Source organism: Ramlibacter sp. PS4R-6 (assembly GCF_037572775.1).
In the GTDB taxonomy this organism is placed as follows: domain Bacteria; phylum Pseudomonadota; class Gammaproteobacteria; order Burkholderiales; family Burkholderiaceae_C; genus Ramlibacter.
In genome coordinates this window covers 607,760-632,493 of record NZ_JBBHKA010000001.1, presented here as the reverse complement: position 1 = coordinate 632,493, position 24,734 = coordinate 607,760, and the positions used below count along the sequence as shown (strand labels likewise).

26 protein-coding genes are annotated in these 24,734 nt (G+C 69.5%); 16 read left to right on the top strand and 10 right to left on the bottom strand.

All coding sequences use genetic code 11. From position 1 onward, the window contains the following. Positions 1–18 precede the first annotated feature (18 nt). The 3 genes from WG903_RS03130 to waaF are packed head-to-tail and all read left to right on the top strand — an operon-like array spanning position 19 to position 2,181. The gene (locus WG903_RS03130; RefSeq protein WP_340072747.1) at positions 19–954 is read left to right on the top strand and encodes a branched-chain amino acid transaminase; all 936 of its coding nucleotides are present in this window, start codon (positions 19–21) and stop codon (positions 952–954) included. Between the two features lie 5 nt (positions 955–959). Further along, the gene (locus tag WG903_RS03125; protein ID WP_340072746.1) at positions 960–1,181 is read left to right on the top strand and encodes a zinc-finger domain-containing protein; all 222 of its coding nucleotides are present in this window, start codon (positions 960–962) and stop codon (positions 1,179–1,181) included. A 10-nt stretch (positions 1,182–1,191) separates the two neighbouring features. Next, positions 1,192–2,181, top strand: a complete 990-nt coding sequence (gene waaF / locus WG903_RS03120; protein WP_340072745.1) for a lipopolysaccharide heptosyltransferase II — start codon at positions 1,192–1,194, stop codon at positions 2,179–2,181. Here waaF and WG903_RS03115 read toward each other — a convergent pair. Then, entirely contained in the window at positions 2,167–3,027 is an 861-nt protein-coding gene (locus WG903_RS03115; RefSeq protein ID WP_340072744.1) for a LysR family transcriptional regulator, read from the bottom strand. The genes waaF and WG903_RS03115 overlap by 15 nt on opposite strands. Positions 3,028–3,093: 66 nt before the next feature. Here WG903_RS03115 and WG903_RS03110 point away from each other — a divergent pair, with 66 nt between their 5' ends. The 3 genes from WG903_RS03110 (at position 3,094) to WG903_RS03100 (ending at position 5,563) form a co-directional block, all read left to right on the top strand. After that, positions 3,094–4,296 carry a YbfB/YjiJ family MFS transporter gene (locus WG903_RS03110; protein WP_340072742.1) on the top strand — a complete coding sequence of 401 codons (1,203 nt, stop codon included), beginning with the start codon at positions 3,094–3,096 and terminating at the stop codon, positions 4,294–4,296. Next, a complete protein-coding gene (locus tag WG903_RS03105) occupies positions 4,286–4,891 on the top strand; it encodes a carboxymuconolactone decarboxylase family protein (RefSeq protein WP_340072741.1) in 606 nt (201 codons plus the stop codon). The genes WG903_RS03110 and WG903_RS03105 overlap by 11 nt, the downstream gene beginning before the upstream one ends. A gap of 93 nt (positions 4,892–4,984) precedes the next feature. Beyond that, positions 4,985–5,563: a CBS domain-containing protein gene (locus WG903_RS03100; RefSeq protein WP_340072740.1), complete on the top strand. Its 579-nt coding sequence runs from the start codon at positions 4,985–4,987 to the stop codon at positions 5,561–5,563. 238 nt (positions 5,564–5,801) lie between these two features. Here the strand turns inward: WG903_RS03100 and WG903_RS03095 are convergent, their stop codons facing one another. Continuing rightward, positions 5,802–6,998: a sensor histidine kinase gene (locus tag WG903_RS03095; protein ID WP_340072739.1), complete on the bottom strand. Its 1,197-nt coding sequence runs from the start codon at positions 6,996–6,998 to the stop codon at positions 5,802–5,804. After that, entirely contained in the window at positions 6,998–7,711 is a 714-nt protein-coding gene (locus WG903_RS03090; protein ID WP_340072738.1) for a response regulator transcription factor, read from the bottom strand. Before WG903_RS03090 ends, WG903_RS03095 begins: the two co-directional genes overlap by 1 nt. Before the next feature lie 95 nt (positions 7,712–7,806). On the opposite strand from WG903_RS03090, the gene WG903_RS03085 reads away from it, so the two are divergent. Further along, positions 7,807–9,198, top strand: coding sequence for a class I adenylate-forming enzyme family protein (locus WG903_RS03085; protein WP_340072737.1), 1,392 nt, complete (start codon positions 7,807–7,809; stop codon positions 9,196–9,198). On the opposite strand, the gene WG903_RS03080 is transcribed toward WG903_RS03085, so the two are convergent. Both WG903_RS03080 and WG903_RS03075 read right to left on the bottom strand, forming a co-directional pair. Beyond that, on the bottom strand, positions 9,199–9,393 hold the full coding sequence (locus WG903_RS03080) for a hypothetical protein (protein ID WP_340072736.1): 195 nt from the start codon (positions 9,391–9,393) through the stop codon (positions 9,199–9,201). It abuts the gene before it with no gap. Between the two features lie 97 nt (positions 9,394–9,490). Then, a complete protein-coding gene (locus tag WG903_RS03075) occupies positions 9,491–10,840 on the bottom strand; it encodes an AmpG family muropeptide MFS transporter (RefSeq protein WP_340072735.1) in 1,350 nt (449 codons plus the stop codon). A gap of 32 nt (positions 10,841–10,872) precedes the next feature. Between WG903_RS03075 and WG903_RS03070 the strand changes: the two genes are divergently transcribed. The 3 genes from WG903_RS03070 to WG903_RS03060 all read left to right on the top strand — a co-directional run bounded on the left by WG903_RS03070 (position 10,873) and on the right by WG903_RS03060 (position 13,089). After that, a complete protein-coding gene (locus WG903_RS03070; RefSeq protein WP_340072734.1) occupies positions 10,873–11,682 on the top strand; it encodes a M48 family metallopeptidase in 810 nt (269 codons plus the stop codon). 34 nt (positions 11,683–11,716) lie between these two features. Then, positions 11,717–12,541, top strand: coding sequence for an orotidine-5'-phosphate decarboxylase (gene pyrF / locus WG903_RS03065; protein ID WP_340072733.1), 825 nt, complete (start codon positions 11,717–11,719; stop codon positions 12,539–12,541). 80 nt (positions 12,542–12,621) lie between these two features. Next, positions 12,622–13,089, top strand: coding sequence for a DUF1203 domain-containing protein (locus WG903_RS03060; protein WP_340072732.1), 468 nt, complete (start codon positions 12,622–12,624; stop codon positions 13,087–13,089). A gap of 49 nt (positions 13,090–13,138) precedes the next feature. Here the strand turns inward: WG903_RS03060 and WG903_RS03055 are convergent, their stop codons facing one another. Continuing rightward, a complete protein-coding gene (locus WG903_RS03055; protein WP_340072730.1) occupies positions 13,139–13,759 on the bottom strand; it encodes an ATP-dependent Clp protease proteolytic subunit in 621 nt (206 codons plus the stop codon). Positions 13,760–13,849: 90 nt separating this feature from the next. Here WG903_RS03055 and WG903_RS03050 point away from each other — a divergent pair, with 90 nt between their 5' ends. Genes WG903_RS03050 through WG903_RS03035 form a run of 4 tightly spaced genes read left to right on the top strand, consistent with a single transcriptional unit; the run spans position 13,850 to position 16,362 of the window. After that, on the top strand, positions 13,850–14,371 hold the full coding sequence (locus WG903_RS03050; protein WP_340072729.1) for a DUF4142 domain-containing protein: 522 nt from the start codon (positions 13,850–13,852) through the stop codon (positions 14,369–14,371). Continuing rightward, positions 14,368–14,682: a cupredoxin domain-containing protein gene (locus WG903_RS03045; protein ID WP_340072728.1), complete on the top strand. Its 315-nt coding sequence runs from the start codon at positions 14,368–14,370 to the stop codon at positions 14,680–14,682. The genes WG903_RS03050 and WG903_RS03045 overlap by 4 nt, the downstream gene beginning before the upstream one ends. Further along, entirely contained in the window at positions 14,679–15,344 is a 666-nt protein-coding gene (locus tag WG903_RS03040; protein WP_340072727.1) for an RNA polymerase sigma factor, read from the top strand. Before WG903_RS03045 ends, WG903_RS03040 begins: the two co-directional genes overlap by 4 nt. A gap of 31 nt (positions 15,345–15,375) precedes the next feature. Further along, positions 15,376–16,362, top strand: a complete 987-nt coding sequence (locus WG903_RS03035; protein ID WP_340072726.1) for an NADPH:quinone reductase — start codon at positions 15,376–15,378, stop codon at positions 16,360–16,362. A 1-nt stretch (position 16,363) separates the two neighbouring features. On the opposite strand, the gene WG903_RS03030 is transcribed toward WG903_RS03035, so the two are convergent. The 4 genes from WG903_RS03030 to WG903_RS03015 form a co-directional block, all read right to left on the bottom strand. Further along, a complete protein-coding gene (locus WG903_RS03030; protein WP_340072725.1) occupies positions 16,364–17,047 on the bottom strand; it encodes a Fe2+-dependent dioxygenase in 684 nt (227 codons plus the stop codon). A gap of 7 nt (positions 17,048–17,054) precedes the next feature. Then, positions 17,055–19,208 (bottom strand): TonB-dependent receptor, encoded by a 2,154-nt coding sequence (locus WG903_RS03025; protein ID WP_340072724.1) that lies wholly within the window; start codon positions 19,206–19,208, stop codon positions 17,055–17,057. A gap of 57 nt (positions 19,209–19,265) precedes the next feature. Next, a complete protein-coding gene (gene uvrA, locus WG903_RS03020; RefSeq protein WP_340072723.1) occupies positions 19,266–22,190 on the bottom strand; it encodes an excinuclease ABC subunit UvrA in 2,925 nt (974 codons plus the stop codon). A gap of 62 nt (positions 22,191–22,252) precedes the next feature. Next, on the bottom strand, positions 22,253–22,828 hold the full coding sequence (locus tag WG903_RS03015; protein ID WP_340072722.1) for a helix-turn-helix domain-containing protein: 576 nt from the start codon (positions 22,826–22,828) through the stop codon (positions 22,253–22,255). Positions 22,829–22,933: 105 nt separating this feature from the next. Here WG903_RS03015 and WG903_RS03010 point away from each other — a divergent pair, with 105 nt between their 5' ends. Both WG903_RS03010 and WG903_RS03005 read left to right on the top strand, forming a co-directional pair. Then, complete coding sequence (locus tag WG903_RS03010; protein ID WP_340072721.1) at positions 22,934–23,641, top strand: SDR family NAD(P)-dependent oxidoreductase; 708 nt, start codon at positions 22,934–22,936, stop codon at positions 23,639–23,641. Next, positions 23,638–24,729, top strand: a complete 1,092-nt coding sequence (locus WG903_RS03005; RefSeq protein WP_340072719.1) for an S-adenosylmethionine:tRNA ribosyltransferase-isomerase — start codon at positions 23,638–23,640, stop codon at positions 24,727–24,729. Before WG903_RS03010 ends, WG903_RS03005 begins: the two co-directional genes overlap by 4 nt. The last annotated feature ends 5 nt before the right edge of the window (positions 24,730–24,734 follow it).

The window sequence follows — 24,734 nt, the reverse complement described above, 5'->3', positions numbered from 1 at the left end:
ACCTCGATTGGATTTCCCATGAGCGCACTACCGTCCATGGCCGACCGCGACGGCAAGATCTGGATGGATGGCGAGATGGTGGATTGGCGCAATGCCAAGATCCACGTCCTCACGCACACCTTGCATTACGGCTGCGGCGCTTTCGAAGGCGTGCGGGCCTACAACACCGTCAACGGCACGGCCATCTTCCGCCTGCAGGAACACACCGACCGCCTCTTCAACAGCGCCAAGATCCTGCGCATGCAATTGCCCTTCACGAAGGAGCAGGTGAACGAGGCGCAGAAGGCGGTGGTGCGCGCCAACAAGCTGGAGAGCTGCTACATCCGCCCGCTCACGTGGATCGGCTCGCAGAAGCTGGGCGTCAGCCCCAAGGGCAACCAGATCCACCTGATGGTCGCGGCCTGGGCCTGGGGCGCCTACCTGGGCGAAGAGGGCCTCAAGCGCGGCATCCGCGTGAAGACCTCCAGCTACACGCGCCACCACGTCAACATCACGATGACGCAGGCCAAGGCGGTGAGCAACTACAGCAACTCCATCCTCGCCAACATGGAAGCGCTGGACGACGGCTACGACGAGGCGCTGCTGCTCGATTCCACCGGCTTCGTCTCCGAAGGCGCGGGCGAGAACATCTTCCTCATCAAGGACGGCGTGATCTACACGCCGGATCTTTCGGCCGGCGCGCTCAACGGCATCACGCGCAACACCGTGTTCCACATCGCCAAGGACCTGGGCCTGGACATCGTGCAGAAGCGCATCACGCGCGACGAGGTCTACATCAGCGACGAGGCGTTTTTCACCGGCACGGCCGCGGAGGTCACGCCCATCCGCGAACTCGACCGCGTGCAGATCGGCGCGGGCTCGCGCGGGCCCATCACGGAGAAGATCCAGTCGGGCTTCTTCGACATCGTCAACGGCCGCAACGCCAAGTACGCCCACTGGCTCACCAAGGTCTGAACGCGATGGACAACACCGTACGCAAGGACGCCGTCGTCGAGCTCATGGCGAAGGACCTCAACGCCAACGGCGGCGTGTTCTGCCCCAGCCCCGTCGCGGGCATGAAGATCTGGAACAACCACCCGCGCATCTACCTGGACGTGGCGCGTACGGGCGAGGCCAAGTGCGCCTACTGCGGCACGGTCTACAAGCTCAAGGCCGGGGAACACTGGGGCGGCGCCCACTGAGGCGCGGGCCATGACGCGCTCGCTGGTCATTGCCCCGCAATGGATCGGCGATGCGGTGATGACCGAGCCGCTGATGCGCCGCCTCGCGGCGCGCGGCGAGCGGCTCACGGTCGGCGCCGTGCCCTGGGTGGCGCCGGTGTACCGCGCGATGCCGCAGGTCGGCGAGGTCATCGAGTTCCCGTTCCAGCACGGCGGCCTGCAACTGCGCGAGCGCCGGCGCATCGCCAAGGAAGCCGAAGGCAAGTTCGACGCGGCCTACGTGCTGCCGAATTCGCTGAAGAGCGCACTGCTGCCGTTCCTCGCGAGCATTCCCAAGCGCGTGGGCTACCTCGGTGAAGCGCGCGTGGGGCTGCTCACGCACCGCCTGAAGAATCCCAAGGGCAAGCCGCCGATGGTGGCGTTCTATTCGGCGCTCGCGGGCGAAGCCGGCGTGGAGGGCGATCGGCCGCAGCTGCAGCTTCCCAAGGAAGAAATCTCTGCAGCGCTCGAGAGGGCCCACCTGCCAAGTGGCGGTTTTTACGTCTTCGCCCCGGGTGCCGAGTTCGGCCCCGCCAAGCGCTGGCCGGCGATCCACTACGCCGAACTCGCGAAGACACTCCCGCTGCCCGTCGTCTTGCTGGGTTCCGGCAAGGAGCGGGAACTGTGCGAAGAAATCGCGCAGGAGGCGGGGGGCGGGCGCTGCATCAACCTCGCGGGGAAGACTTCGTTGCCCGATGCGTTCGCGCTGATCGCATCGGCGAAGGCCATGATCTCCAACGACTCCGGCTTGATGCACGTCGCAGCGGCCTTCGGCGTGCCCCAGGTCGCGCTGTTCGGCTCGTCCTCGCCCGAGCACACGCCGCCGCTGAATGATCACGCCACCGTGGTCTGGCTGCGCGACGACGCGGCCTACCAGCCGCCGCTGGATTGCGCGCCGTGCTTCCAGCGCGACTGCCCGCTGGGGCACACGCGCTGCCTCTACGACATCACTCCCGAGCGCGTGCGCTCACTGCTTCAGTAGCGCCTGCAGCTTCTCCAGCGCCGAGGAGGCCGCGCCATGCCACACCAGGTGCGTGTGGTTGCGGCGGATGCGCGCCGGCAGCTCGTGCTGCTTGACTTCGCCGCCGGATCGCAGCGACGCCAGCAGCGACTTCGGCACCAGCGCGTAGCCGGTGCCGGCGGCGACGCAGGCGATCATGGCCTGGTAGGACGCGAACTCCAGCGTGCGCGCCGGCATCAGGGCCGACGCGCCCAGCCATTCCTCCATGCGCTTGCGGTAGGAGCAGCCGTTCACGAAGGCGATCAGCGTGTGCCCGGCGAGCTGGCTCGCGCGCGTCACCGGCGGCATGTCACGCGAGGTGATCAGCACCAGCTCCTCGTCGAAGACCTTCATCGCCTCCAGCCCCGGCGCCGTGAACGGCTCCGACACGAACGCGCCCTCGATCTCGAAGCGGCCCACGCGCTCGATGAGCGCGCCGGTCGTGCCCGTGACGAGCTCGACCACCACGCCCGGGTACAGCTTGTGGAATTTCGAGAGCATGGGCGCCAAGCGGCTGCCGGCGGTGCTCTCCAGCGAGCCGATGCGGAACACGCCCATGGGCTTGCCGCTCATCAGCTCGTGCTCGGCCTCGTCGGCGATGCGGAACAGGCGCTGCGCGTACGACAGCAGCAGCTCGCCCTCGGGCGACAGCGCGAGCGAGCGGCCCTGCTTGCGGAACAGCCGCTTGCCCAGGCGCTCCTCCAGCTGCTTGATGCGCGTGGTCACGTTCGACTGCACGCGGTTGAGCTTGGCGGCGGCGCGGATGACGCCGCCTTCCTGCACGACGGTGCGGAAGATCTCCAGCGTGTCCAGGTCGATGGTTCTCATGGCAAGAACGATCCTTCTCGATTATTCATTTGTGCGTGGTTTGCATTCTCGGTCTAATCGGTCGCCATGGCAAAGCACCCGGTCCCGCCCAGCGCCGTCGTCTTCGCGGGCATCCTGTCGCTCGCGGCCGCCATGGGCATCGGGCGCTTCGCCTTCACGCCGCTCATGCCGCTGATGATCGCGGAGGGCCGGCTCGACGTCGCGGTGGGCGGGTGGATCGCCGCGGCGAACTACGCCGGCTACCTCGCGGGCGCCCTCACCGCGTCGCGCCTGCGCTGGAGCGCCGTGCGGCTGGCGGTCACCGCGCTCGCGCTGACGGCGCTGCTCACGGCCGCGATGGCGCTGCCGCTGGCGCCATGGCTGTGGGGCGTGCTGCGCTTCGCGGCCGGTGTCGCGAGCGCCTGGGCTTTCGTCGCCACGGCGATCTGGTGCCTCGGGGCGCTGGCGCGCGCGAGCCGCGGCGACCTCGCGGGCGCGGTGTACTCGGGCGTGGGCTTCGGCATCGCCGCAGCGGGCGTGTATTGCGTCGCTGGGTCCGCATGGCATGCCAGCGCCGACATGTTGTGGCTGCAGCTCGGTGCGATCGTGCTCGTGCTGCTGGTGCCGATCGCGGTGGTGCTGCACCGCCTGAACGGTGCAGCCGCCGGCGCGATGCCCGCGCCACCCGCGCGCGCCGCGGGCGGCGAGAACATCCGCGCGCTGGTCGTGTGCTACGGCGCGCTCGGCTTCGGCTACATCCTGCCCGCGACCTTCCTGCCGGTGATGGCGCGCTCGCTGGTGCAGGACCCGCGCATCTTCGGCCTGGCCTGGCCGGTGTTCGGCATCACGGCGGCGGCGTCGACCTTCGTCGCGGCCTGGGTGCTGCGCCATGCCAGCCGCCTGCAGGTCTGGGCCGTCTCCAACGTCGTGATGGGCGTCGGGACACTGCTGCCCAGCGTGTGGCTCAATGGCTTCACCATCGCGCTGTCGGCGCTGTGCGTCGGCGGCACCTTCATGATCGTCACGCTGGCCGGCGTGCAGGAAGTGCGCGCACGCGCGCACGGGGACGCGACGCCGCTGGTGGCGCGCATGACCGCCTCGTTCGCGCTCGGCCAGATCGCCGGCCCCATCGCTTCGTCGCTGCTGCTGCACGTGCCCGGGTTCGCGCAGCACGGCCTCGACGTCGCGCTGCAGCTCGCCGCGGCCAGCCTGTTCCTGTCCGCCGCCTGGCTGTGGCGCGCCGACCGTTCCCGAACCCTTACCCATCCGGAGGTCTCCCATGCCCGCTGAAGCCACCCCCCAAGGATTCGCCCGCGCCGCCGCGCAGCGCCTGCCCATGCCCGCCGCGAGCGCGATGAACGATGCGCAGCGCGCCGCGGCGCAGGCGCTCATCGACGGCCCGCGCAAGGGCGTGTACGGCCCGTTCCTGCCGCTCTTGCGCAGCCCGCAGCTGCTGGAGCGCGTGGCGAAGATGGGCGAGTACCTGCGCTTCGAGAGCGTGCTCGACGCGCGCATCCGCGAGCTCGCCACCTGCGCCGTGGCGCGCCACACATCGAACCAGTTCGAGTGGCTGATGCACGCGCCGCTGGCGCTCAAGGCGGGCGTGGCGCAGGCGACGCTGGATGCCCTGCATGCGGGCGCGCGGCCGAAGCAGTTGCCGCGCGACGAGGAAGCTGCGCTGGACTTCACCCGCGAACTGCTGGCCACGCACGGCACCAGCGACGCGGCCTATGCGGATGCGCTGGCCTGCTTCGGCGAGCAGGGCGTGGTCGAACTCGCTGCGCTCATCGGCTACTTCGCGATGGTGTGCTGGGTGATGAACGTGGCCCGCACGCCGGCGCAGGCGGGCGCGGCCGCGCAGCCGCTGGACGCCTTGCCGCAGTAGCGCGGGTCAGGGCTCGGTCAGCCGCGCGCACGCACCGTTGCGCGGCGGAACCAATCGGCGGATCATCGCTCCCATAGCGAAGGAGGTCCTGCCATGGCCTATAGCGCATTGCCCGTCCTGAAGACGGGAGCCATCCCCGTATGCCGTCCCGAGCAGGGGCGAACGGACGTGACGCTCGATTCGTCCGCGATGCTCGTGATGACCGACCTGAAGCGCGTCGCGGCCGCCACCTGTTCGCCGCAGGACACCATGGACCAGGCCCACGCGCACATGATCCAGCGCGGCGTGCGCATGCTGCTGGTGGTCGACCACCGGCAGAACATCGCGGGCATCATCACCACCAACGACGTGCTCGGCGAAAAGCCCGTGGCCGTCGCGCAGGAGCGGCGCATCCACCACAGCGACATCCTCGTGGCCGACGTGATGACGCCGGCCGAGCGGCTGGAGGCCTTCGACATGCACGCCGTGCAATCGGCGCGCGTGGGCCAGGTGGTCGCCAGCCTGCAGCACGCCCGGCGCCACCACGCGCTCGTCGTGCAGACCGGCGCCGACGGCCGGCGCGAAGTGCGCGGCATCTTCTCGCTCACGCAGATGGCGCGCCAGCTCGGGATGCCGCTGACGCTGCCTTCGGAGGCGAAGTCCTTCGCCGAGATCGAAGCCGCGCTGATCTAGTTTTCCCGCGCAAGAAAAAAAACAGCCACCTTGCGGTGGCTGTATCAAGTCCTTGGAAGGACGTCGTTGGGAGACTGGAAACCTGTTCGCGTGACAGCGTTGCGGGAACTCTAATTCGCTTCGTCGCGCCGTGCATCCCTCGAATGCATGAGTTCGTGCGCAGTAAGTCGCAATCCGGTGATGATCTTGGTGAATTTCCGCACGCGCTTCCACCGTTGCGCCAAACTTTTACAGCGCATTACATCTGGTGACAGGGCACGCGCAGCACGAAGGACGCGCCGCCGCCGGGCGCGTCTTCGCACGTGACGCTGCCGTGGTGGCGCAGCGCGATCGAGCGCACCAGCGACAACCCCAGGCCCACGCCGCCGTGGCGCTCGCTGGCGCCGGGCAGGCGGTAGAACGGCTCGAAGATGCGCTCGCGCTCGGACGGCGGCACGCCCGGGCCGCGGTCGTTGACGCGCAGCTCGGCGAAGTTGCCGTTGGCACGCAGTTCCACCGTCACCTCGCCGCTGCTGTAGCGGCGCGCGTTCTCCAGCAGGTTGCGCACGGCGCGGCGCAGCAGCTTGGCGACGCCGTCAACGACCATGCTGCGCCCGTCGGCACTCGGCACGAGTTCGGCGCCGGCGCGCGCGCATTCCTCGGCTACTAGGCCCGTGAGGTCCACGGGCTCGATCGTGCCCATCTCGGTTTCCTTGGCGTCGAGCCGGCTCGCCAGCAGGATCTCGTCGATGAGCTGGTCGAGCTCGGCGATGTTGCGGCGAATCTCCTCGTGGAAATCCGGCGAGGCCGCCGGGCCCATCAGCTCCATGCCCATGCGGATGCGCGTGAGCGGCGAGCGCAATTCGTGCGACGCGTTCGCCAGCAGCGACTTGTGCGCCTTCAGCAGCGTCTCCACGCGTTCGGCCGCGTGGTTGAAGCGCTGCGCCAGGAAAGCCAGTTCATCGGAACCCTCGTCGCGGATGCGCGTAGACAAATCGCCCTCGCCCCAGCGCTCCACGCCCAGCCGCAGTTCTTCGACGCGCCGCGTGAGGCGCCGGATGATCGGATACGAGCCGATCGCCACCGCGAGCGCCACCACGCCCAGCATCCAGAAGAAGCCCATGGGCCCGCGCAGCCAGCCGCCGCCACCGGGGGGGCCTTCGCCGGGGCGGCGGGGGCGCGGCGGCAGTTGCACGGTGAGCTTGCTGCCGTCCTTCATGTCCACCAGGAACTCGAGGCCGCGCACCGGGTCGCGCTGCGGCCGCGTGCGGTCCTGCGCGATGATTTCGCCCTTGTCGTTGCGGATGATCAGCTCGCGCTCGGGCGGCTCGCGCTGTTCGTTCGTCAGGCGGAACAGCCAGCCCGATGCGATGGACAGCAGCGCCACGGCCACGATCACCGCGAGCCAGATGCGCAGGTACAGGGGAAAGCGCCAGCGGGCGCCCCAGGCCGTCATCAGTCCTGCTGCTTCGCGAACACGTAGCCGACGCCGCGCACGGTGAGGATGCGCTTGGGATTCTTGGCGTCGGCTTCGATGGCGGCGCGGATGCGGCCCATGTGCACGTCGATGGAGCGGTCGAAGGCTTCGAGCTCGCGCCCGCGCACGGCTTCCATGATCTGGTCGCGCGTGAGCACGCGGCCCGCGCGCTCGGCCAGCGTGATCAGCAGGTCGAACTGGTACGACGTGAGTTCAGCCGCCTTGCCCGCGACGGTGACCGTGCGCGCGTCGCGGTCGATCTCGAGCGAGCCGAAGCGCATCACCTTCGGCTGCGGCTGCGCGCCCTCGGCGCGGCGGCGCAGGATGGCGCGGATGCGCGCCAGCAGCTCGCGCGGCTCGAAGGGCTTGGGCAGGTAGTCGTCGGCGCCCAGCTCCAGGCCGACGATGCGGTCCATGGGGTCGCCCTTGGCGGTGAGCATGAGGATGGGCACCTGGCCCGCGGGCCCCGGCATGGCGCGCACGCGCCGGCACACCTCGAGGCCGTCGATGTCGGGCAGCATCAGGTCCAGCACCAGCAGGTCGGGCATCGCGCCGGCGGGCGGGTCCTGCAGGACGGCCATGCCGGCCTTCGCGTCGAGCGCGTGCGTCACGCCGAAGCCGGAACGCTCCAGGTATTCGCCCACCATCTGCGCGAGGCGGGCATCGTCTTCGATCATCAGCAGCTGCTGCATGGGGGGCAATGGTAATGAGGTGGAGGCACAAGTGCCCAGCCTCATCGTGGCGCGAGGCGATCTCGCGCCGTTGAAGCGGGCGTAAAGTTAGGTAAATGCTCGAGCTGCGCCCTGCCGACCCGAACGCGCCCGCGCTCACGCATGAGCAGCTCACCCTGAGCCACGGCGAGCTGGCGCGGCGCGTCGATGCAGCCGCCGCGCAGCTGTGGCATGGCTGGGGCGTGCGCCCCGGCGAGCGCGTGGCGTGGCTGGCCGCAGCCGACCCGGCACAAATCGTCCTGCTGTTCGCGCTGGCGCGCATCGGCGCGATCCTCCTGCCCTTGAACGTGCGACTGGCCGCGCCCGAGTGGGATGCGCAGTTGGCGCAATGCGCGCCGCGCCTGCTGTTGCACGATGCGGCTTTCGCGGATGCCGCCCGCGATCTCGCGCAGCGGCACGGCATCGCGCACCACGCGGCGCAGGAGCTCCCGCACGAAGCGCAGCAAGCCGCACCCGATCACGCCCACGCGGACGCGCCCGTGCTGCTGGTGTTCACCTCCGGCACCACGGGCACACCCAAGGCGGCCGTCCACACGCAGGGCAACCTCGTGGCGAACATGCGCATTGCCGCGCAGGCGCAAGGCATCACGCGCGACGACGTGGTTGCGACGATGCTGCCCCTCTTCCACGTGGGCGGCCTGTGCATCCAGACGCTGCCCGCGCTCGCGAGTGGCGCGCACGTGGCGCTGCTGCCGCGCTTCGCGCCCGATGCAGCCTTCGATGCCTTCGAGCGCCACCGGCCCACGCTCACGCTGCAGGTACCGGCGACCATGAAGGCGCTGATCGATCATCCGCGCTGGCCGAACGCCGACCTCTCGAGCCTGCGCGCCGTGTGGGCGGGCTCCAGCGTGGTGCCGCGCGCGCTCATCGATGCCTTCGCCGCGCGCGGCCTGCGCGTGCATGACGTGTACGGGTCGACCGAGACCGGCCCCTTCTCGATCGCCGACGGGCATCCCGTGAAGGGCGTCGAGGCAAAGCTCGCCGACGTGCAGGGTGATGCGGGCGAGGTGCTGGTGCGCGGGCCGAACGTCGTGGCGCACTACTGGCCGGCGCAGCCGGCGTGCGACGCCGAAGGGTGGTTCCACACCGGCGACCTGGCGCGTTGCGACGCGCAGGGGCGCTTCGCCATCGTCGGCCGCGCGAAGGACCTCGTGATTTCCGGCGGCGAGAACATCCACCCCGCGGAGATCGAAGCTGCCCTCGCGCTGCACGAAGCGGTCGCCGAATGCGCGGCCTTCGGCCTGCCCGATGCGCAATGGGGCGAGGTGGTGGGTGTGGCGGTGGTGCTGAGGCCGGGTGCTGCGGCGGGCGAGGACGAATTGCGCGCCCACCTCGAAGGCCGCATCGCGCGCTTCAAGCTGCCGCGGCGCTGGTGGTTCGTCGAGACGTTGCCGAAGACGGCGCTGGGCAAGGTGCAGCGCAACGCGCTGCGCGCGCTCGCGGGCTGATCACTCGTCGGATTCGCGCACCGCGCGCAGCGGCGCGCGCTTGCGCTCGATCATCTTGAGCTTGGACAGCGCGCTCATCGAGCCTTGGCCCGATTTCTGGTCGTCGCGCACGCGGTCGCCGCTGCGGCGCTCGTCCCTGGCCCGGGCGCTGCCTTTGTCCGCCTGGGTGTTCTTGCCGTCCGATTGCTCCGCCACGTGAAATCCATCTCTTCTGGTACTGCGAGATTGCAGACTAGGGGAGCGGCGCGGGCAGCCATGTAAGGGTCGCTTGTGCCCGACGGTAGGAGCTCTCCTATGTGTGCGCCGTGTGTGCGCGATGCTGCACGCGCCATAGCGCCAGTATCAGCAGCAGCGGCGGGATGGCCGTCAGCGCCGTACCGACGAAGGCGAACGCATAGGCGCCCAGCAGGCCGTGCGTCGGCGTGAGCGCGTCCACGGCCGCGCCGGAGAAGCCCTTCAGGAACTTCCCGAGCAAGGCGTAAGTGGATGAAAGCAAGGCGTACTGCGTGGCCGTATAGCCGAGGCTGGTGAGGCTCGACATGTAGGTGACGAGGGCCACGCCCGCATAGGCTTGCGCGAAGGCATCGAGTGTCATCACCGCAGCGAACGTCGTAGCGTCCGCATACACGCTGAGCAACGCGAACGCCGCTGTGCCCAGGCCTTCCAGGATCAGGCCGACGATGAGCGTCGGCATCAGGCCGAAGCGCACGGCGCTGATGCCGCCGGCGGCGATGCCCGCGAAGGTGGCGACGAGGCCGAAGGTGCCGCGCACGAACGCGACGGTGTCCTTCGAGATCCCCAGGTCGTGGTAGTAGGGGTTGTACATGGGCCCCATCACGAAGTCGGGCAGGCGGTACAGCGCCACCATCAGCAGCATCACCAGGCCCGCGGCCTTGTGCTTGGCGAAGAAGTCGACGAAGGGCCCGATCACCGCGTCCTGCAAGCCGCGCCACGACCACAGCGGGGGCTTGTCGTGCAGCACGGCATCGGCGCGCGCGGGCTCGAAAGCGAGGAAGGTGGCCGCGATGCCCACCGCCATCAGCGCCGCCATGGCCACGTACGACACCGGCCAGCCGATGCGCGCGGCCATCGCGATGATGAGCGCGTCGGTGATCAGCAACGCGATGCGGTAGCCGACCTGCGCGGCCGAGGTGAGCAGGCCCACCTCGTCGGGGTTGTCGGCCGCTTCGATGCGCCACGCGTCGATGGCGATGTCCTGCGTGGCCGAGGCGAACGCGGTCAGAAGGGCGAAGGCGCCGATGGCGACCAGCCCGCCCTTCGTGCCGACCATCGCCATGCCCAGCACGCCCAGCACCACGAGGATCTGGCACAGCAGCATCCAGCCGCGACGGCGGCCGAGCCGGCCCAGCAGCGGCACGTCGACGCGGTCCACCAGCGGCGACCAGTACACCTTGAAGGCATATGCGAAGCCCACCCACGAGATGAAGCCGATCGCGATCAGGCTGGTGCCGTCGTCGCGCAGCCAGTAACCGAAGGTGTTGGCGGTGAGCAGGAAGGGCAGGCCGGACGAGAAGCCCAACGCGAGCATCACCGCCACCTTGGGCTGGCGCAGCTCGCGCAGCAGGCCCCACGCGGAGCGGCGCTTGGCGGGAGACGGGGTGGACGCGGCGGTATCCGACATGGATGAAAAGCTGCGTGATTATGATGGGCCGCATGTGGCTGTGCCGCGCCTTCGCCGCGTTTCTTCTCGCCTGTGCCGCCGCAGCCACGCCCGCGCTCGCGCAGGTCGATGTGGGCGAGGCGTCGCGGCTGCGCAGCCTGGTGCCGGCGGGGCAGCTCGAATCGGCGGCGAACCAGCAATACGCGGCGCTGATCGCGCAGGCCCGCGACAAGCGCGCGCTGGCGCCGCCCGACCATCCGCAGCTCAAGCGCCTGCGCGAGATCTCCGCACGCCTCATCGCGCACAGCGCCCGCTTCAACGAACGCGCCGCCAAGTGGAACTGGGAAGTGAACCTGATCGGCAGCAAGATGGTCAACGCCTTCTGCATGCCGGGCGGCAAGATCGCCGTGTTCACCGGGCTCGTCGACCAGCTCAAGCTCACCGACGACGAGGCGGCGATGGTGATCGGGCACGAGATGGCGCACGCGCTGCGCGAACATGCGCGCGCCCGCATCGCCAAGACGCAGGGTACGGGCCTGGCGCTGTCGCTGGGCGCGCAGCTGCTGGGGCTGGGGCACATCGGCGACCTCGCGGCGAACGTCGGCACGCAGCTGATCACGCTGAAGTTCTCGCGCACCGACGAGATCGACGCCGACCTGGTCGGCCTGGAACTGGCCGCGCGCGCCGGCTACGACCCCGAAGCGGCGGTCACCCTGTGGCAGAAGATGGGCAGCGTGCAGAAGAAGGGGGGCGCGCCGGCGTGGCTATCGACGCACCCGAGCGGCACCGACCGCATCGAGCGCCTGCGCGAGAACGTGCCGCGCGTGCGCGGGCTGTACCTGCAGGCCAGCGGCAAGCGCTGAGCCAGGAGACACCGCCGCCTTAGAATGGCGGCTCATGACCTTCCTCTCCCGCCTGCTGGACGCGCAGCAGCGCAACCGGTCGATGCTGTGCATCGGCCTCGACCCCGATCCCGCCCGTTTCCCCGCCGCCCTCAAGGGCGATGCCGGGCGCATCTACGACTTCTGCGCGCGCATCGCGGATGCGACCGCCGACCTCGCCATCGCCTTCAAGCCGCAGATCGCGTACTTCGCGGCGCATGGCGCCGAGCGCCAGCTCGAGCAGCTGATGGAGCACCTGCGCCGCAATGCGCCGCACGTGCCGGTGATCCTGGACGCCAAGCGCGGCGACATCGGCTCCACCGCGGAGCAGTACGCGAAGGAAGCCTTCGAGCGCTACGGCGCCGACGCGGTGACGCTGTCGCCTTTCATGGGCTTCGATTCGGTGCAGCCCTACCTGAAGCACGAAGGCAAGGGCGCGTTCCTGTTGTGCCGCACCTCCAACCCGGGTGGTGACGACTTCCAGGCGCAGAGGCTCGCGTCGGTGGACGGCCAGCCGCTGCTGTACGAACACATCGCGCGCCTCGCGCAAGGGCCGTGGAACACGAACGGGCAACTCGGCCTGGTGGTCGGCGCGACTTACCCCGCCGAGATCGAGCGCGTGCGCGCGGTGGCGCCGAAGCTGCCGTTGCTGATCCCCGGCGTCGGTGCGCAGGGCGGCGACGCGGTGGCCACGGTCAAGGCGGGCTGGCGCAGCGACGCGCCCATCGTCGTCAATTCGTCGCGCGCCATCCTCTACGCATCGTCCGGCGCCGACTTTGCCGACGCGGCACGGCGCGAGGCGCAGAAGACGCGCGAGCTGCTGGAGGCGGCGAAAGCCTAGGCGCCAATCGCGCGTCCGGAAACGGCGAGCCGCCGCGGGCGTGCCCCGCCACACTGCCTCCATTCGCACTGGAGGCTTCCATGGACTTTCGCATCACCGGCCTGCCGGCCGCCAAGTTCGCCCATCTCGCGGGATTGCCCGAACAAAGACTGGGCGAGCTGGGCATCCGGCGCACGCGCATCACGGCGCCGCATTCGGCGCCCGACCGCATCTCGCTGCGCGACGCCGACCCGGGCGAGACGGTCCTGTTGCTCAACTACGAGCACCAGCCGGCCGACTCGCCGTACCGCTCGCGCCACGCGATCTACGTCATCGAGGGCGAGCAGCGCACCTTCGACGCGGTCAACGAGGTGCCGGACGTGATGCGGCGGCGCCTGCTGTCGCTGCGCGCCTTCGATGCGCAGGGCACGATGGTCGATGCCGACGTCGTCGACGGACGCGAGGTCGAGCCATTGATCGAGAAGCTGCTGGCCCATCCGCAGGCGGCGTACGTGCACGCGCACTACGCCAAGCGGGGGTGCTACGCGGCGCGCATCGAGCGCGCCTGAAAGACGCTGGATCCCGGCCTGCGCAGGGATCACCGCCGCTACGCGGCGGTCACTTGTGCACGTCGGTCTTGCTCTGGACGATGCGCCCGACCAGCCCGTAGTCGATCGCTTCCTCGGGCGACATCCAGCGGTCGCGCTCGATGTCCTGCAGCACGGTGTCCAGCGGCTTGCCGGTCTCGCGCGCGATCACCGCGGCCACGCGTTCGCGCGCCTTGATGATTTCCTTGGCGTGGATGGCGATGTCGGTGGCCTGCCCGCCGGCGCCGCCGCTCGGCTGGTGGATCAGGAAGCGCGTGTTGGGCGTGCAGAAGCGCCGCTCCTTCGGCACCGCGAGGTACATGTGCGTGGCGGCGCTGCCCACCCAGCCCGTGCCGATCATGTTCACCGGCGCGGTGATGAAGCGCAGGATGTCGTGGATGGCGTCGCCCGATTCCAGGTGGCCGCCCGGCGAGCTCACCAGCATGTCGATGGGCATGTTCGAGTCCGCGTCCAGCGCCACCAGGCGGCGGATCACGTCGGCCGCCGAGCGGTCCGAGATGTCGCCGAACAGCAGCACCGTGCGCGACTTGAAGGCCTTTTCCTCGAGGAAGGCGTTGCGCGGCTCGGCGGTGGTGGGCGCGCTTTCCTTGTCTTCGTCGTGCTCTTCCATGGCATGTCTCCGGTGTTCCATGCCGCGATCATGGCACGGCGCGCCAGGGGCCGGGAACGCGGGGGACTCTCGTGGCGTCCATGGCAGCGTCCCAACCAGGAGAACCCCGCCATGACCATCCGACTGCTCGCCGCAGCCCTCGCCGCCGCGCCTTTCCTGGCCTTCGCCCAGGGCGCCGGCCCCACCGACCCGCAGATCGCCCACATCGTCGTCACCGCCAACCAGGTCGACATCGACGCCGGCAAGTTCGCCAAAGGTCTCACGAAGAACAAGGACGTGAGGGCCTTCGCGCAGCAGATGGTGACGGACCACACGGCCGTCAACAAGCAGGCCGCGGCGTTGGCCGGCAAGCTGAAGGTCACGCCCGAAGCCAACCCGACCAGCGAGAGCCTGAAGAAAGGGGGCGATGCCAACGTCGCCAAGCTCAAGGGCCTGAAGGGCAAGGCCTTCGACAAGGCCTACGTCGACCAGGAGGTGACTTACCACCAGGCCGTGCTGGACGCGATCGACAAGACGCTGGTGCCGTCGGCGAAGAACGAAGAACTCAAGGCCCTGATCGTCAAGGTGCGCCCCGCGATCGCCGCGCACCTGGAGCATGCCAAGCACCTGCAAGCGCAGTTGGGCAAGTCGTGAAGCTGCGCACCTTCCTAGCGCTGCCGCTCGCGGCGTTCGGCATTGCGGCGGCGCTGGCGGCCGCAGCGCCGCACCCGGTCGCCATCGAGGGCATGCAGTTCAAGCCGGGCAGCGTCAACGTCGCGCGCGGCGACACGCTCACCTGGACCAACAAGGACCCGGTGCCGCACACCGCGACGGCGCGAGGGGCATTCGATTCCGGCAACATCGCGCCGGGGCAGTCGTTCAGCCGCAAGATGGAACAGCCAGGCGAGTTCGACTACATCTGCAGCTACCACCCCGGCATGAAAGGCAAGGTCGTCGTCAAATGAGCGCAGTCCCCGCGGCCGTTCCCGAAGGCATCGCGGACACGGCGCTGGCCGCGCGCGTGGCGGCGGGCGACGGCGCGGCCTTCGAGCTGGTGATGCGACGCTACAACCGGCGCCTCTTCCGCATCGCGCGCTCGGTGCTGCGCGACGACGCGGACGCCGAGGACGCGCTGCAGGAGGCCTACATCGCCGCCTACCGCGCGATCGGCGCCTTCCGCGGCGACGCGTCGCTGGCCACCTGGCTGTCGCGGCTGGTGCTGAACCACTGCATCGCGCGGCGGCGGCGCCAATTGCGGCGCGACAACATCGTGCCCTTCGTGGTGCAGGACACCTTCGACCAGCTCGGCGACGACAGCGAGGCACCGGACCGCGCGCTGGTGCGCACGCAATTGCGCGCACTGCTCGAGCGCAAGGTCGACGAGCTGCCCGAGCTGTTCCGCACGGTGTTCATGCTGCGCGCCGTCGAGGAGCTGAGCGTGGAGGAGACGGCGCGCCTGCTCGCCATCCCCGAGGCGACGGTGCGCTCGCGCCATTTCCGCGCGCGCAGCCTGTTGCGCGAATCGCTGGCGCGCGAGATGGACCTGGCCGAGCAGGAGCTCTTCGGCTTCGACGGTGAGCGCTGCGACCGCATCGTGTCCCGCGTGCTGGCAGGGATTTCGCGCTGACCGTACGATGGCGGCCCGAAAGGAGCCCGCCTTGCGCGTCGCCTACTACGAGAGAACCGGCCCTGCCGACGAGGTCCTGCAGCTGGGCGAGATGCCCGACCCGCAGCCGGCCGCCGGCGAGGTGCGCGTGAAGCTGCTGTGGAGCGGCGTGAACCCTTCCGACGTGAAGTCGCGCGCCGGCCTGCGCAGCAGCAAGCTGGCCTTTCCGCGCATCGTGCCGCACAGCGACGGCATGGGCGTGATCGATGCCGTCGGCGCGGGCGTGGATGCGACGCGTGTCGGGGAACGCGTGTGGGTGTGGAACGGCGCCTGGGGCCGCGCCTTCGGCACGGCCGCGCAATACGTGACGCTGCCCGCCGCGCAGGCAGTGCCCATGCCCGAGGGCACGCCCGACGAGGCGGGCGCGTGCTTCGGCATCCCGGCGCTCACCGCGATGCATGCCGTGCTGATGGCTGGCGGCGTGGCCGGCAAGTCGGTGCTGGTGCAAGGCGGTGCCGGCGCGGTCGGGCACTACGCCGTGCAGTTCGCGAAGCTGCTGGGCGCGTCGCAGGTGCTCGCCACCGTGGGCAACGAGCGCAACGCGCAACTCGCGCGCGACGCGGGCGCGGATGGCGTGATCGACTACAAGCGCGAGGACGTGGCCGCGGCTGTGATGAAAGCGACCGGCGGCAAGGGCGTGGACCGGATCGTCGAAGTGGACGTCGCGGCGAATGCGGCGGCGGACCTCGCCTGCGTGCGTGCGGGCGGCGAGGTGGTCGTCTACGGCAGCGGCGCCGGCAAGTTCGAGCTGGATTTCTTTCCGCTGATCGTGAAGAACGTGGAGCTGCGCTTCTTCATCGTCTACAACCTCGACCTCGAGCAGCGCGCGCGGGCCATCAACACCTTGCGCAAGTTGCTGGAGAAAGGCGTGGTGAAGCACAACATCGCGCAGCGCCTGCCGCTGGAGGAAATCGCGAAGGCGCACCAGCTCGTGGCGGGCGGCGCGGCCGGCGGCAACGTCGTGCTGAAGGTGGCCTAGCTCAGGTATCGGCCCACATGCGCAGCAGGTTGTGGTAGCAGCCCGTGAGCTGCACCGTCTGCGCGTTGTCGCCATGCTCGCCCCGCAGCGCCAGGATCGCCATGTCCAGGTCATAGAGCAGGCGGCGCTGGTCGTCGCGCCGCACCATGCTCTCGATCCAGAAGAAGGACGCCAGCCGCTCGCCGCGCGTCACCGGCTCGACGCGGTGCACCGAGGTGCCCGGGTACAGCACCAGGTCGCCGGCGTCGAACTTCACGCGCTGCTCGCCGTAGGTGTCCTGCACCACCAGCTCGCCGCCGTCGTAGCTCGCGGGGTCCGACAGGAACAGTGTGCACGAGATGTCGGTGCGCACATGGCGCGCCGTGGCGGCGTGCGTGCGCACCGCGTTGTCGATGTGGTCGCCAAAGGCGTTGGCCGCGCCGCCGTAGCGGTTGAAGAGCGGCGGGTAGACCTTCTTCGGCAGCGCGCCGGTGACGAACATCGGGTTGCGCGCGAGGGCAGTCGAGACGATGAGGCGAGCCTGTTCCGCCTCCGGCGCCGACTCCGGCACCTGCGTGTTGTTCTTGACCGGGCCGCTCTGGTCGCCGGCCGTCACCTTGCCGTCGGCCCACGGCGCGCGCGCGAGGAGCGCACGCACGTGCGCCAGTTCGTCGGCGTTGAGCGCGGCGGTGATGCGAAGCAGCATGCGGGTCCTAGAAGCGCCCCGACCAGGTCACGCGCACCGTGCGCCCGACCGCGGGTGTCGGCCACGCCTGGTACAGCTGGGCGTAGTAGAGCTTGTCGGTCAGGTTGTCCACGTTCAGGCGCAGCATCTGGTTTTGCGTCAGGGCGTATTCCACCATGGCGTCCCATTTCGCGTAGCCGGGTGCGCGGTTGGCGAGGTTGACGGCGCTCGCGGACGTCGGCCCTTGCGAGCTGATGGCGGTGACGCCGCCGCCGATGCGCCAGCGCTCGATCGTGTACGCGGTCCACAGGTTGCCCTGACGGCGCGGCGTGAGGCCCGGGTTCATGCCCACCGTCGCTTGCGCGGCGGGCGACGAGCCGGCCTTGTCGATGCGCGCGTTCATCAGGGCGAAGCCGCCGAAGATCTCCCACTGCGGCGTGAGGCGGCCGCTCAGCTCGAACTCGAACGAGTCGGTGTGGCGCGCGCCGGAGAGCAGGAACGCCCCGGATTCCTGGTTCACGTCGGTGTTGCGCTCGTTGTACTTGTCGGTTCGCGCGACGGCCGTGCGCAGGGAGAGCTCGCCGTCGAGCAGCTCCCACTTCGCGCCGACCTCGATGTTGCGGCTGCTCTCGGGCGGCGTGTTGGCCGAGTTGTTGTCGAACTGGTAGAGGTCGCCCGAGGTGTTGAACGAGGTGCCATACGACACGTAGTAGTTCGAGCGATCGTTCGGCTGGAACATCAGGCCCAGGCGCTTGCTCCACACGCCGTCGGTGCGCGACAGCGGCGTGTTGTTGGGCGCGGGGTTGCCCGAGCGGTCGTAGTTGCCGGAGAAGCGGTCGTAGCGCAGGCCCGCCAGCAGCTTCCAGTGCTCGGTGAAGCTGACGGTGTCCTGCAGGAAGATGCCGACCGACTTGGCCTCGAACTTCGTGAGCAGGTTGGGGATGCGCGTGTCCACCAGCGGCGTGTTGTCGGCGGCGCCGACGGTGGTCGCGGGCCGCGCGGGTACGTTGAGGTAGTTCGAGCGCTCCGAGCGTTCGCGCGCCAGGTCCACGCCCGCCAGCCAGTCGTGCCACATGCCGGCCCACTGCTTGCGCGTGGTGTAGTCGGTCTGCACGAAGGTGTGGTGCTCCTTGCCGGCGCGCGTCTGCGTGCCGCGGTTCACCACCGTGCCCGCGCCGAAGTTGTCGAAGGTCGTGCCCGCCGGCAGCGCATTGACCTGCGTGGCCCACAGGTCGCGGCGGAACTGGCCGTCGCGCACGCGCGTGGTCAGGCTGCTGCCGTCCTCGAAGGAGTGCGTGTGCGAGAAGGTCAGCATGTTGGCGCTGTCCTTCTGGTCGTCCGAGTCGAAGCCGTACCACTTGTCGCGCGGGAAGGGCGCGGGCTTGCCCTGCAGCCAGCGACCGCCCAGGTCGGGCTTGTCGCGGTAGTCCAGGTGGTAGAAGCCGACGGTGAACTCGTCGGGGTTGCCGATGTTCCAGCGGTACGAGCCCGCGAGGCCGCGGCGGTGCGTGGCGGCCTTGCCGGCGCGGCCGTCCCAGTCGGTCGTCATGGTGTTCAGGCGCAGCGCCGACGACTCGCCCGTGGCGATGTTGAAGTCGCCGGTGGTGCGCACGTAGTTGCCGTCGCCGGCGGTGACGTCGACTTCGCTGCCCTTGTTCAGGCGCGGCGTCTTGCTCACCTGGTTGACCACGCCGCCGGTGGAGCCGCGGCCGAACAGCATCGACGCCGAGCCGCGCAGCACCTCGATGCGCTCGTCGTTGAAGGTGTCGCGGTTGTACTGCGCGATGTCGCGCATGCCGTCCAGGTAGATGTCGCCCGACACCGAGAAGCCGCGCAGGCGGATCGAGTCGCCGATGCGCCCGCCTTCGCCGGCTTCGAAGGTGATGCCGGGAACGTTGCGCAGCGCGCCGCGCAACGTGTCCACGCCCTGGTCCTTGATCAGTTCGTCGTTGACGATGGTCAGCGACTGCGGCACGTCCTTCGGCGCGACCGGCGCGCGCACGGTGCTGGTCACCTCCGGCTGGTAGCGCGGCGCCTTCTCCGTGATCTCGACGCGCTTCAGGTTGACCTGCGCGACCTCGGTGGTCTGCGCCAGGGCGGGGCCGGCGGCGAGCAGCATCGCGCCCAGCGGCAACAGCGTTCTTCCCGGGCCGCCGCGCGGCCCGTCTTTTTCTTGGTGCAAGGGGTTCTCCGAGCCCTCGTGGCGGGGCGTGGAGCGCATTCTATATCTAAATGCGAATTATTCTTGTTTGTGTTCGAGCAGGCGTTTCAGGTAGCGGCCGGTGTGGCTCGCGGCATTGGCCGCGATGGCTTCGGGCGTGCCCACGCCCACCACCTCGCCGCCGCCCGCGCCGCCTTCGGGGCCCATGTCGATGATCCAGTCGGCCGTCTTGATGACGTCCAGGTTGTGCTCGATCACGACGATGGTGTTGCCGGCGTCGCGCAGCTGGTGCAAGACCTTCAGCAGCATGTCGATGTCGGCGAAGTGCAGGCCGGTGGTCGGCTCGTCCAGGATGTAGAGCGTGCGCCCGGTCTCGCGCTTGGACAGCTCCAGCGCGAGCTTCACGCGTTGCGCTTCACCACCGGACAGCGTCGTCGCCGACTGGCCCAGCTTGATGTACGACAGGCCCACGTCGAGCAGCGTCTGCAATTTGCGCGCGATGGCCGGCACCGGCTTGAGAAACTCGTGCGCGTCCTCCACCGTCATGTCCAGGATCTGCGCGATGTTGCGGCCCTTCCACTGCACCTCGAGCGTTTCGCGGTTGTAGCGCGCGCCCTTGCACACGTCGCAGGCCACGTACACGTCGGGCAGGAAGTGCATCTCCACCTTCACCACGCCGTCGCCCTGGCAAGCTTCGCAGCGCCCGCCCGCGACGTTGAAGGAGAAGCGGCCGGGCCCGTAACCGCGTTCCTTCGCGACCTGCGTCTCGGCCATCAACTCGCGGATCGGCGTGAACAGGCCGGTGTAGGTGGCCGGGTTGCTGCGCGGCGTGCGGCCGATCGGCGACTGGTCCACCGCGATCACCTTGTCGAAGTACTCGATGCCCTCGATCTCCTCGTGGGCCGCCGGCTCCTCGTGCGAGCGGTACAGCGTGCGCGACACCGCGGCATACAGCGTGTCGTTGACCAGCGTCGACTTGCCCGAGCCCGACACGCCCGTCACGCAGGTGAACAGGCCCACGGGGAAGGACACCGTCACGCCTTTCAGGTTGTTGCCGCGCGCGCCGATCACGCGGATCTCCTGCACCTGGTTGGCCAGCGCCGGCGGCGGCGCCGGCAGCCACGGCGTGCGGCGCTTGGGCACGGCGATCGATTTCTTGTGCGAGAGGAACTGGCCGGTGAGCGAGGCCTCGGTGTTGCAGACGTCCTCGAAGGAGCCTTGCGCCATCACCTCGCCGCCGTGGATGCCGGCGCCCGGGCCCATGTCGATCAGGTGGTCGGCGGCGCGGATCATGTCCTCGTCGTGCTCCACCACGATCACGCTGTTGCCGATGTCGCGCAAATGGCGCAGCGTGGAGATCAGGCGGTCGTTGTCGCGCTGGTGCAGGCCGATGCTGGGCTCGTCCAATACGTACATCACGCCCGTCAGGCCCGAGCCGATCTGCGACGCCAGGCGGATGCGCTGCGCCTCGCCGCCCGACAGCGTCTCGGCGCTGCGGTCCAGCGTCAGGTAGTTGAGGCCCACGTCGTTGAGGAACTTCAGCCGCAGGCCGATCTCGCGCACCACCTTCTCGGCGATCTCGGCCTTCGCGCCGTGCATCTTCAATTGCTGGAAGTAGTCGTGGCTCTCGCGCAGGGTGACATGGCTGATGTCGTAGATGGTGCGCGCCTGCGGGCCTTCACCCAGCTTGACGTGCCGGGCCTCGCTGCGCAGGCGCGTGCCGCCGCACTCGGGACAGGGCTGCATGCTGCGGTAGCGCGCGAGCTCCTCGCGCACGGCGACCGAATCGGTCTCGCGGTAGCGGCGTGCCATGTTCGGGATCACGCCTTCCCACGGGTGCTTCTTCGTCGTGCGCTTGCCGGCCGCCTGACCCGACTCGAAGGTGTAGTTGAACCTGATCTCCTCTTCGCCCGAGCCGTGCAGCAGCGCGTGCTGCACCGTCAGGTCGAGTTCCTCAAAGGGCGTGTCGACGTCGAACTTGTAGTGCTTGGCCAGCGCCTCGACCATCGAGAAGTAATAGGGGTTGCGCCGGTCCCAGCCCTTGATCGCGCCGCCCGCCAGCGACACCGACGGAAACGCCACCACGCGCAGCGGATCGAAGAACTCCATGCAGCCGAGGCCGTCGCACGACGGGCACGCGCCCACCGGCGAATTGAAGGAGAACAGGCGCGGCTCCAGCTCGGCGATCGAGTAGTTGCAGATGGGACAGGCGAACTTCGCGTTGAACCAGTGCTCCTGGCCGCCGTCCATCTCGACCGCGATGGCGCGCGAATCGGCCAGGCGCAGCGCGGCCTCGAAGCTTTCGGCCAAGCGTTGCTGGATCTCTGGCCGCACCTTGACGCGGTCGATCACCACGTCGATGTCGTGCTTCTCGGCCTTCTTCAGCTTGGGCAGCGACTCGTACTCGTACAGCTGGCCGCCGACGCGGAAGCGCACGTAGCCCTGGCCCTGCATCTCGGCGAAGAGCTCCGTGAACTCGCCCTTGCGGTCACGCGCGACGGGCGCGACGATCATCAGCCGTGTGTCCTCGGGCAGCGCCAGCACGGCATCGACCATCTGCGACACGGTCTGCGAACTGAGCGGGATGTCATGCAGCGGGCAGTGCGGCGTGCCGGCGCGCGCGAAGAGCAGGCGCAGGTAGTCGTGGATCTCGGTGACCGTGCCCACGGTGGAGCGCGGGTTGTGCGAGGTGGCCTTCTGCTCGATCGAGATCGCGGGCGACAGGCCCTCGATCATGTCGACCTCGGGCTTGTCCATCAGCTGCAGGAACTGGCGTGCATACGCCGACAGGCTCTCGACGTAACGTCGCTGGCCTTCCGCGTAGAGCGTGTCGAAGGCGAGCGAGGACTTGCCCGAACCCGACAGGCCCGTGATCACCACCAGCTGGTTGCGCGGGATGTCGAGGTCGACGTTCTTCAGGTTGTGCGTGCGCGCCCCGCGGATGCTGATCCGCTGGGCGGCGGCGATGCTGCCGAGGTATTTGCCGTCGGTGGAAGAGTTCAATGCCGGGCTCGCGAGGGGAACCCGACATGATAAATGCGCGGAGCTTCCCGGCGCTACATCGGCTAGACGCCGGCCTTGGCGAGGATCACGACCGACACGCCGCGCGCGGTCGCCACGCCGTCGAGGTTCTGGTAGGAGTGCGGCAGGTTGCCGGGAAACGCCAGCACCTCGCCCGTGCCGACCTCGAACGCGTCGCCGGCCACGGTGATCTTCACGCGGCCGGCGAGGCAGGTGAAGAACTCGCGCGTGCCCGGCAGGTGCGGCGTGCCGCCCATGAGGGCGCCAGGCGCGAAATCCATCACCTCCATCTGCGAATCGGGCACGGGCTCGGGCACCAGCGGCCGGATGTCCACGCCGCGGCCCTTGGTGCGCAGGGCGACTTCGTCGGCGGCCCAGTGCCGCACCATCGCGCGCGGCGACGCCAGCAGCTCGTCGATCGGCACCGCCAGCGCCTGCGCCACCTTCACCAGCACCGCCAACGACGGGTTGCCCTCGCCCGATTCGAGGTTGGCGATGGTCGAGCGCGGCACGCCCGACTCGCGCGCCAGCATGTCCTGCGTCAGGCCGCGCGTGCGGCGCAGGTTGACCAGGTTGCGCGCGAGGTGGGACGCGGCGGGGCTGCCGGATGCCTCTTCCATGCGCGGATTGTGCGACGGAAAAACGATCCGCCAATCCGTTGGACATCGCGCTCGGGGATTCGCCCGCCGTTGCCTATCGTTGGAGCCACACGAAAGGACAAGGACATGGACAGCACTTTCAAGGGATTGCGGGTCGCCATCACCGGCGGGACTTCGGGCCTGGGCCTCGCGCTGGTCGACCAGCTGCATCGCGCCGGCGCGCAAGTCGCGTTCGTCGCCCGTGACGCGCACCGCGTCAGCGCCGTCGCGCTGCGGCGCCCCGGCACGCACGGCATCGCGGGCGACGTGGCCCGGAAGGAAACCATCCACGCGCTGGCGATGCAGGTGGGCACGGCGCTGGGCGGCCTGGACATCCTCATCAACAACGCCTCGGTGCTGGGGCCGGTTCCGCTCGCGCCGCTGGCCGACACCGAATGCGAGGACTTCGAGGCGGCGCTGCAGGCCAACCTGCTCGGGCCGTTCCGCCTGACGAAGGCGCTGCTCGGCGCGCTGGCCGCGTCGGCACGCGAAGGCCGCCCGGCCATCGTCGTCAACATCTCCAGCGACGCCGGCGTGAATGCCTATGCGAACTGGGGCGCCTACGGCGCGAGCAAGGCGGCCGTCGCGCACATGAGCCGCATCTGGGACGAGGAGCTGAAGGAGCACGGCATCCGCGTGATCGAGCACGAGCCGGGCGACATGGACACGCCCATGCATGCGCTCGCGCTGCCCGATGCCGACCGCTCCTCGCTCAAACGCCCGGAACAATCGGCGCGCGAGCTGCTCGTGCGCGTCGCGCAGCTGGTGGGCGAAGCCCAGCAGGTGACCGCATGAAGGCCGCGCACCGGCCCGAGCAGCGCCCCCGCGGCGCGAAGCTGCTCGCCGTCGATGCGGCGGGCGCGATCCGCCACATGGACCGTTCGCAGCTCGCCGAACTGCTGCAGCCCGGCGACGTGCTCGTCGCAAACGACGCGGCGACCTTGCCCGCGAGCCTGCACGGCACCGACGTGCGCACGGGCCGCGAGATCGAGATTCGCCTGGCCGCGCGCAAGTCGCTGGACGTGGACGACGTGCGCGAGTTCACGGCCGTCGTCTTCGGCGAAGGCGACCACCGCACGCCGACCGAGCTGCGGCCGATGCCGCCCGCGCTCGAAGCCGGCGACGTGCTGGCGCTGGGCCCGCTTCGCGCGGCTGTGCTGGCGTTGCTCGGCCACCCTCGCTTGGTGCAGGTCCGCTTCACCGGCGAGCCCGATGCGATCTGGGCCGGCCTCGCGCGCCACGGCAAGCCCGTGCAGTACGCGCACATGCACGAGCCGCTGAAGCTGTGGGACGTGTGGACGCGCGTGGCCGCGCTGCCGGTGGCCTTCGAGCCGCCCTCGGCGGGTTTCGTGCTCGACTGGTCGCTGTTGGCCGCGATGCGGCGCAAGGGCGTGGTGTTCGCGACGCTGACGCATGCGGCCGGCCTGTCGTCCACCGGCGATGCGGGGTTGGACGCGCGCCTGCCGCTGGACGAGCCCTACCTGATCCCTGCCGCGACCGTGCGCGCGATCCGCGATGCGAAAGAGCAGGGCGGCCGCGTGGTGGCGCTCGGCACGACGGTCGTGCGCGCGCTCGAACACGCGGCTGCGCGGGGCGTCCTGCATCCCGGCCCTGGCCTGGCCAACCAGAAGATCGGGCCGCACACGCGACTGGCCGTCGTTGATGCCATCGTCAGCGGCACGCACGAGCCGGGCACCAGCCACTACGAGCTGCTGCGCGCCTTCGCACCGGACGGCGTGCTGCGCGCGGCCAGCGCCGAGCTCGAAGCCCATGGCTACCTGACGCACGAGTTCGGCGATTCGGTGTGGATCGAACACTTCGCGGAGAATCGCAGGTTTCCGGCCGCTGCCAGCGGTACGGTTCCTGCACTCTCCGCCCCGTGACCGCA

Coding starts and splice junctions, on each gene's coding strand:
- WG903_RS03095 (WP_340072739.1), bottom strand. CDS start 6,998: ATGACGGCCTGGGGCGCCCGCTGGCGCTTTCCCCTGTACCTGCGCATC.
- WG903_RS03130 (WP_340072747.1), top strand. CDS start 19: ATGAGCGCACTACCGTCCATGGCCGACCGCGACGGCAAGATCTGGATG.
- pyrF (WP_340072733.1), top strand. CDS start 11,717: ATGACCTTCCTCTCCCGCCTGCTGGACGCGCAGCAGCGCAACCGGTCG.
- WG903_RS03060 (WP_340072732.1), top strand. CDS start 12,622: ATGGACTTTCGCATCACCGGCCTGCCGGCCGCCAAGTTCGCCCATCTC.
- WG903_RS03015 (WP_340072722.1), bottom strand. CDS start 22,828: ATGGAAGAGGCATCCGGCAGCCCCGCCGCGTCCCACCTCGCGCGCAAC.
- WG903_RS03110 (WP_340072742.1), top strand. CDS start 3,094: ATGGCAAAGCACCCGGTCCCGCCCAGCGCCGTCGTCTTCGCGGGCATC.
- WG903_RS03055 (WP_340072730.1), bottom strand. CDS start 13,759: ATGGAACACCGGAGACATGCCATGGAAGAGCACGACGAAGACAAGGAA.
- WG903_RS03070 (WP_340072734.1), top strand. CDS start 10,873: ATGTGGCTGTGCCGCGCCTTCGCCGCGTTTCTTCTCGCCTGTGCCGCC.
- WG903_RS03030 (WP_340072725.1), bottom strand. CDS start 17,047: ATGCTGCTTCGCATCACCGCCGCGCTCAACGCCGACGAACTGGCGCAC.
- WG903_RS03125 (WP_340072746.1), top strand. CDS start 960: ATGGACAACACCGTACGCAAGGACGCCGTCGTCGAGCTCATGGCGAAG.
- WG903_RS03075 (WP_340072735.1), bottom strand. CDS start 10,840: ATGTCGGATACCGCCGCGTCCACCCCGTCTCCCGCCAAGCGCCGCTCC.
- WG903_RS03115 (WP_340072744.1), bottom strand. CDS start 3,027: ATGAGAACCATCGACCTGGACACGCTGGAGATCTTCCGCACCGTCGTG.
- WG903_RS03100 (WP_340072740.1), top strand. CDS start 4,985: ATGGCCTATAGCGCATTGCCCGTCCTGAAGACGGGAGCCATCCCCGTA.
- WG903_RS03105 (WP_340072741.1), top strand. CDS start 4,286: ATGCCCGCTGAAGCCACCCCCCAAGGATTCGCCCGCGCCGCCGCGCAG.
- WG903_RS03085 (WP_340072737.1), top strand. CDS start 7,807: ATGCTCGAGCTGCGCCCTGCCGACCCGAACGCGCCCGCGCTCACGCAT.
- WG903_RS03005 (WP_340072719.1), top strand. CDS start 23,638: ATGAAGGCCGCGCACCGGCCCGAGCAGCGCCCCCGCGGCGCGAAGCTG.
- WG903_RS03050 (WP_340072729.1), top strand. CDS start 13,850: ATGACCATCCGACTGCTCGCCGCAGCCCTCGCCGCCGCGCCTTTCCTG.
- WG903_RS03090 (WP_340072738.1), bottom strand. CDS start 7,711: ATGCAGCAGCTGCTGATGATCGAAGACGATGCCCGCCTCGCGCAGATG.
- waaF (WP_340072745.1), top strand. CDS start 1,192: ATGACGCGCTCGCTGGTCATTGCCCCGCAATGGATCGGCGATGCGGTG.
- WG903_RS03010 (WP_340072721.1), top strand. CDS start 22,934: ATGGACAGCACTTTCAAGGGATTGCGGGTCGCCATCACCGGCGGGACT.
- WG903_RS03040 (WP_340072727.1), top strand. CDS start 14,679: ATGAGCGCAGTCCCCGCGGCCGTTCCCGAAGGCATCGCGGACACGGCG.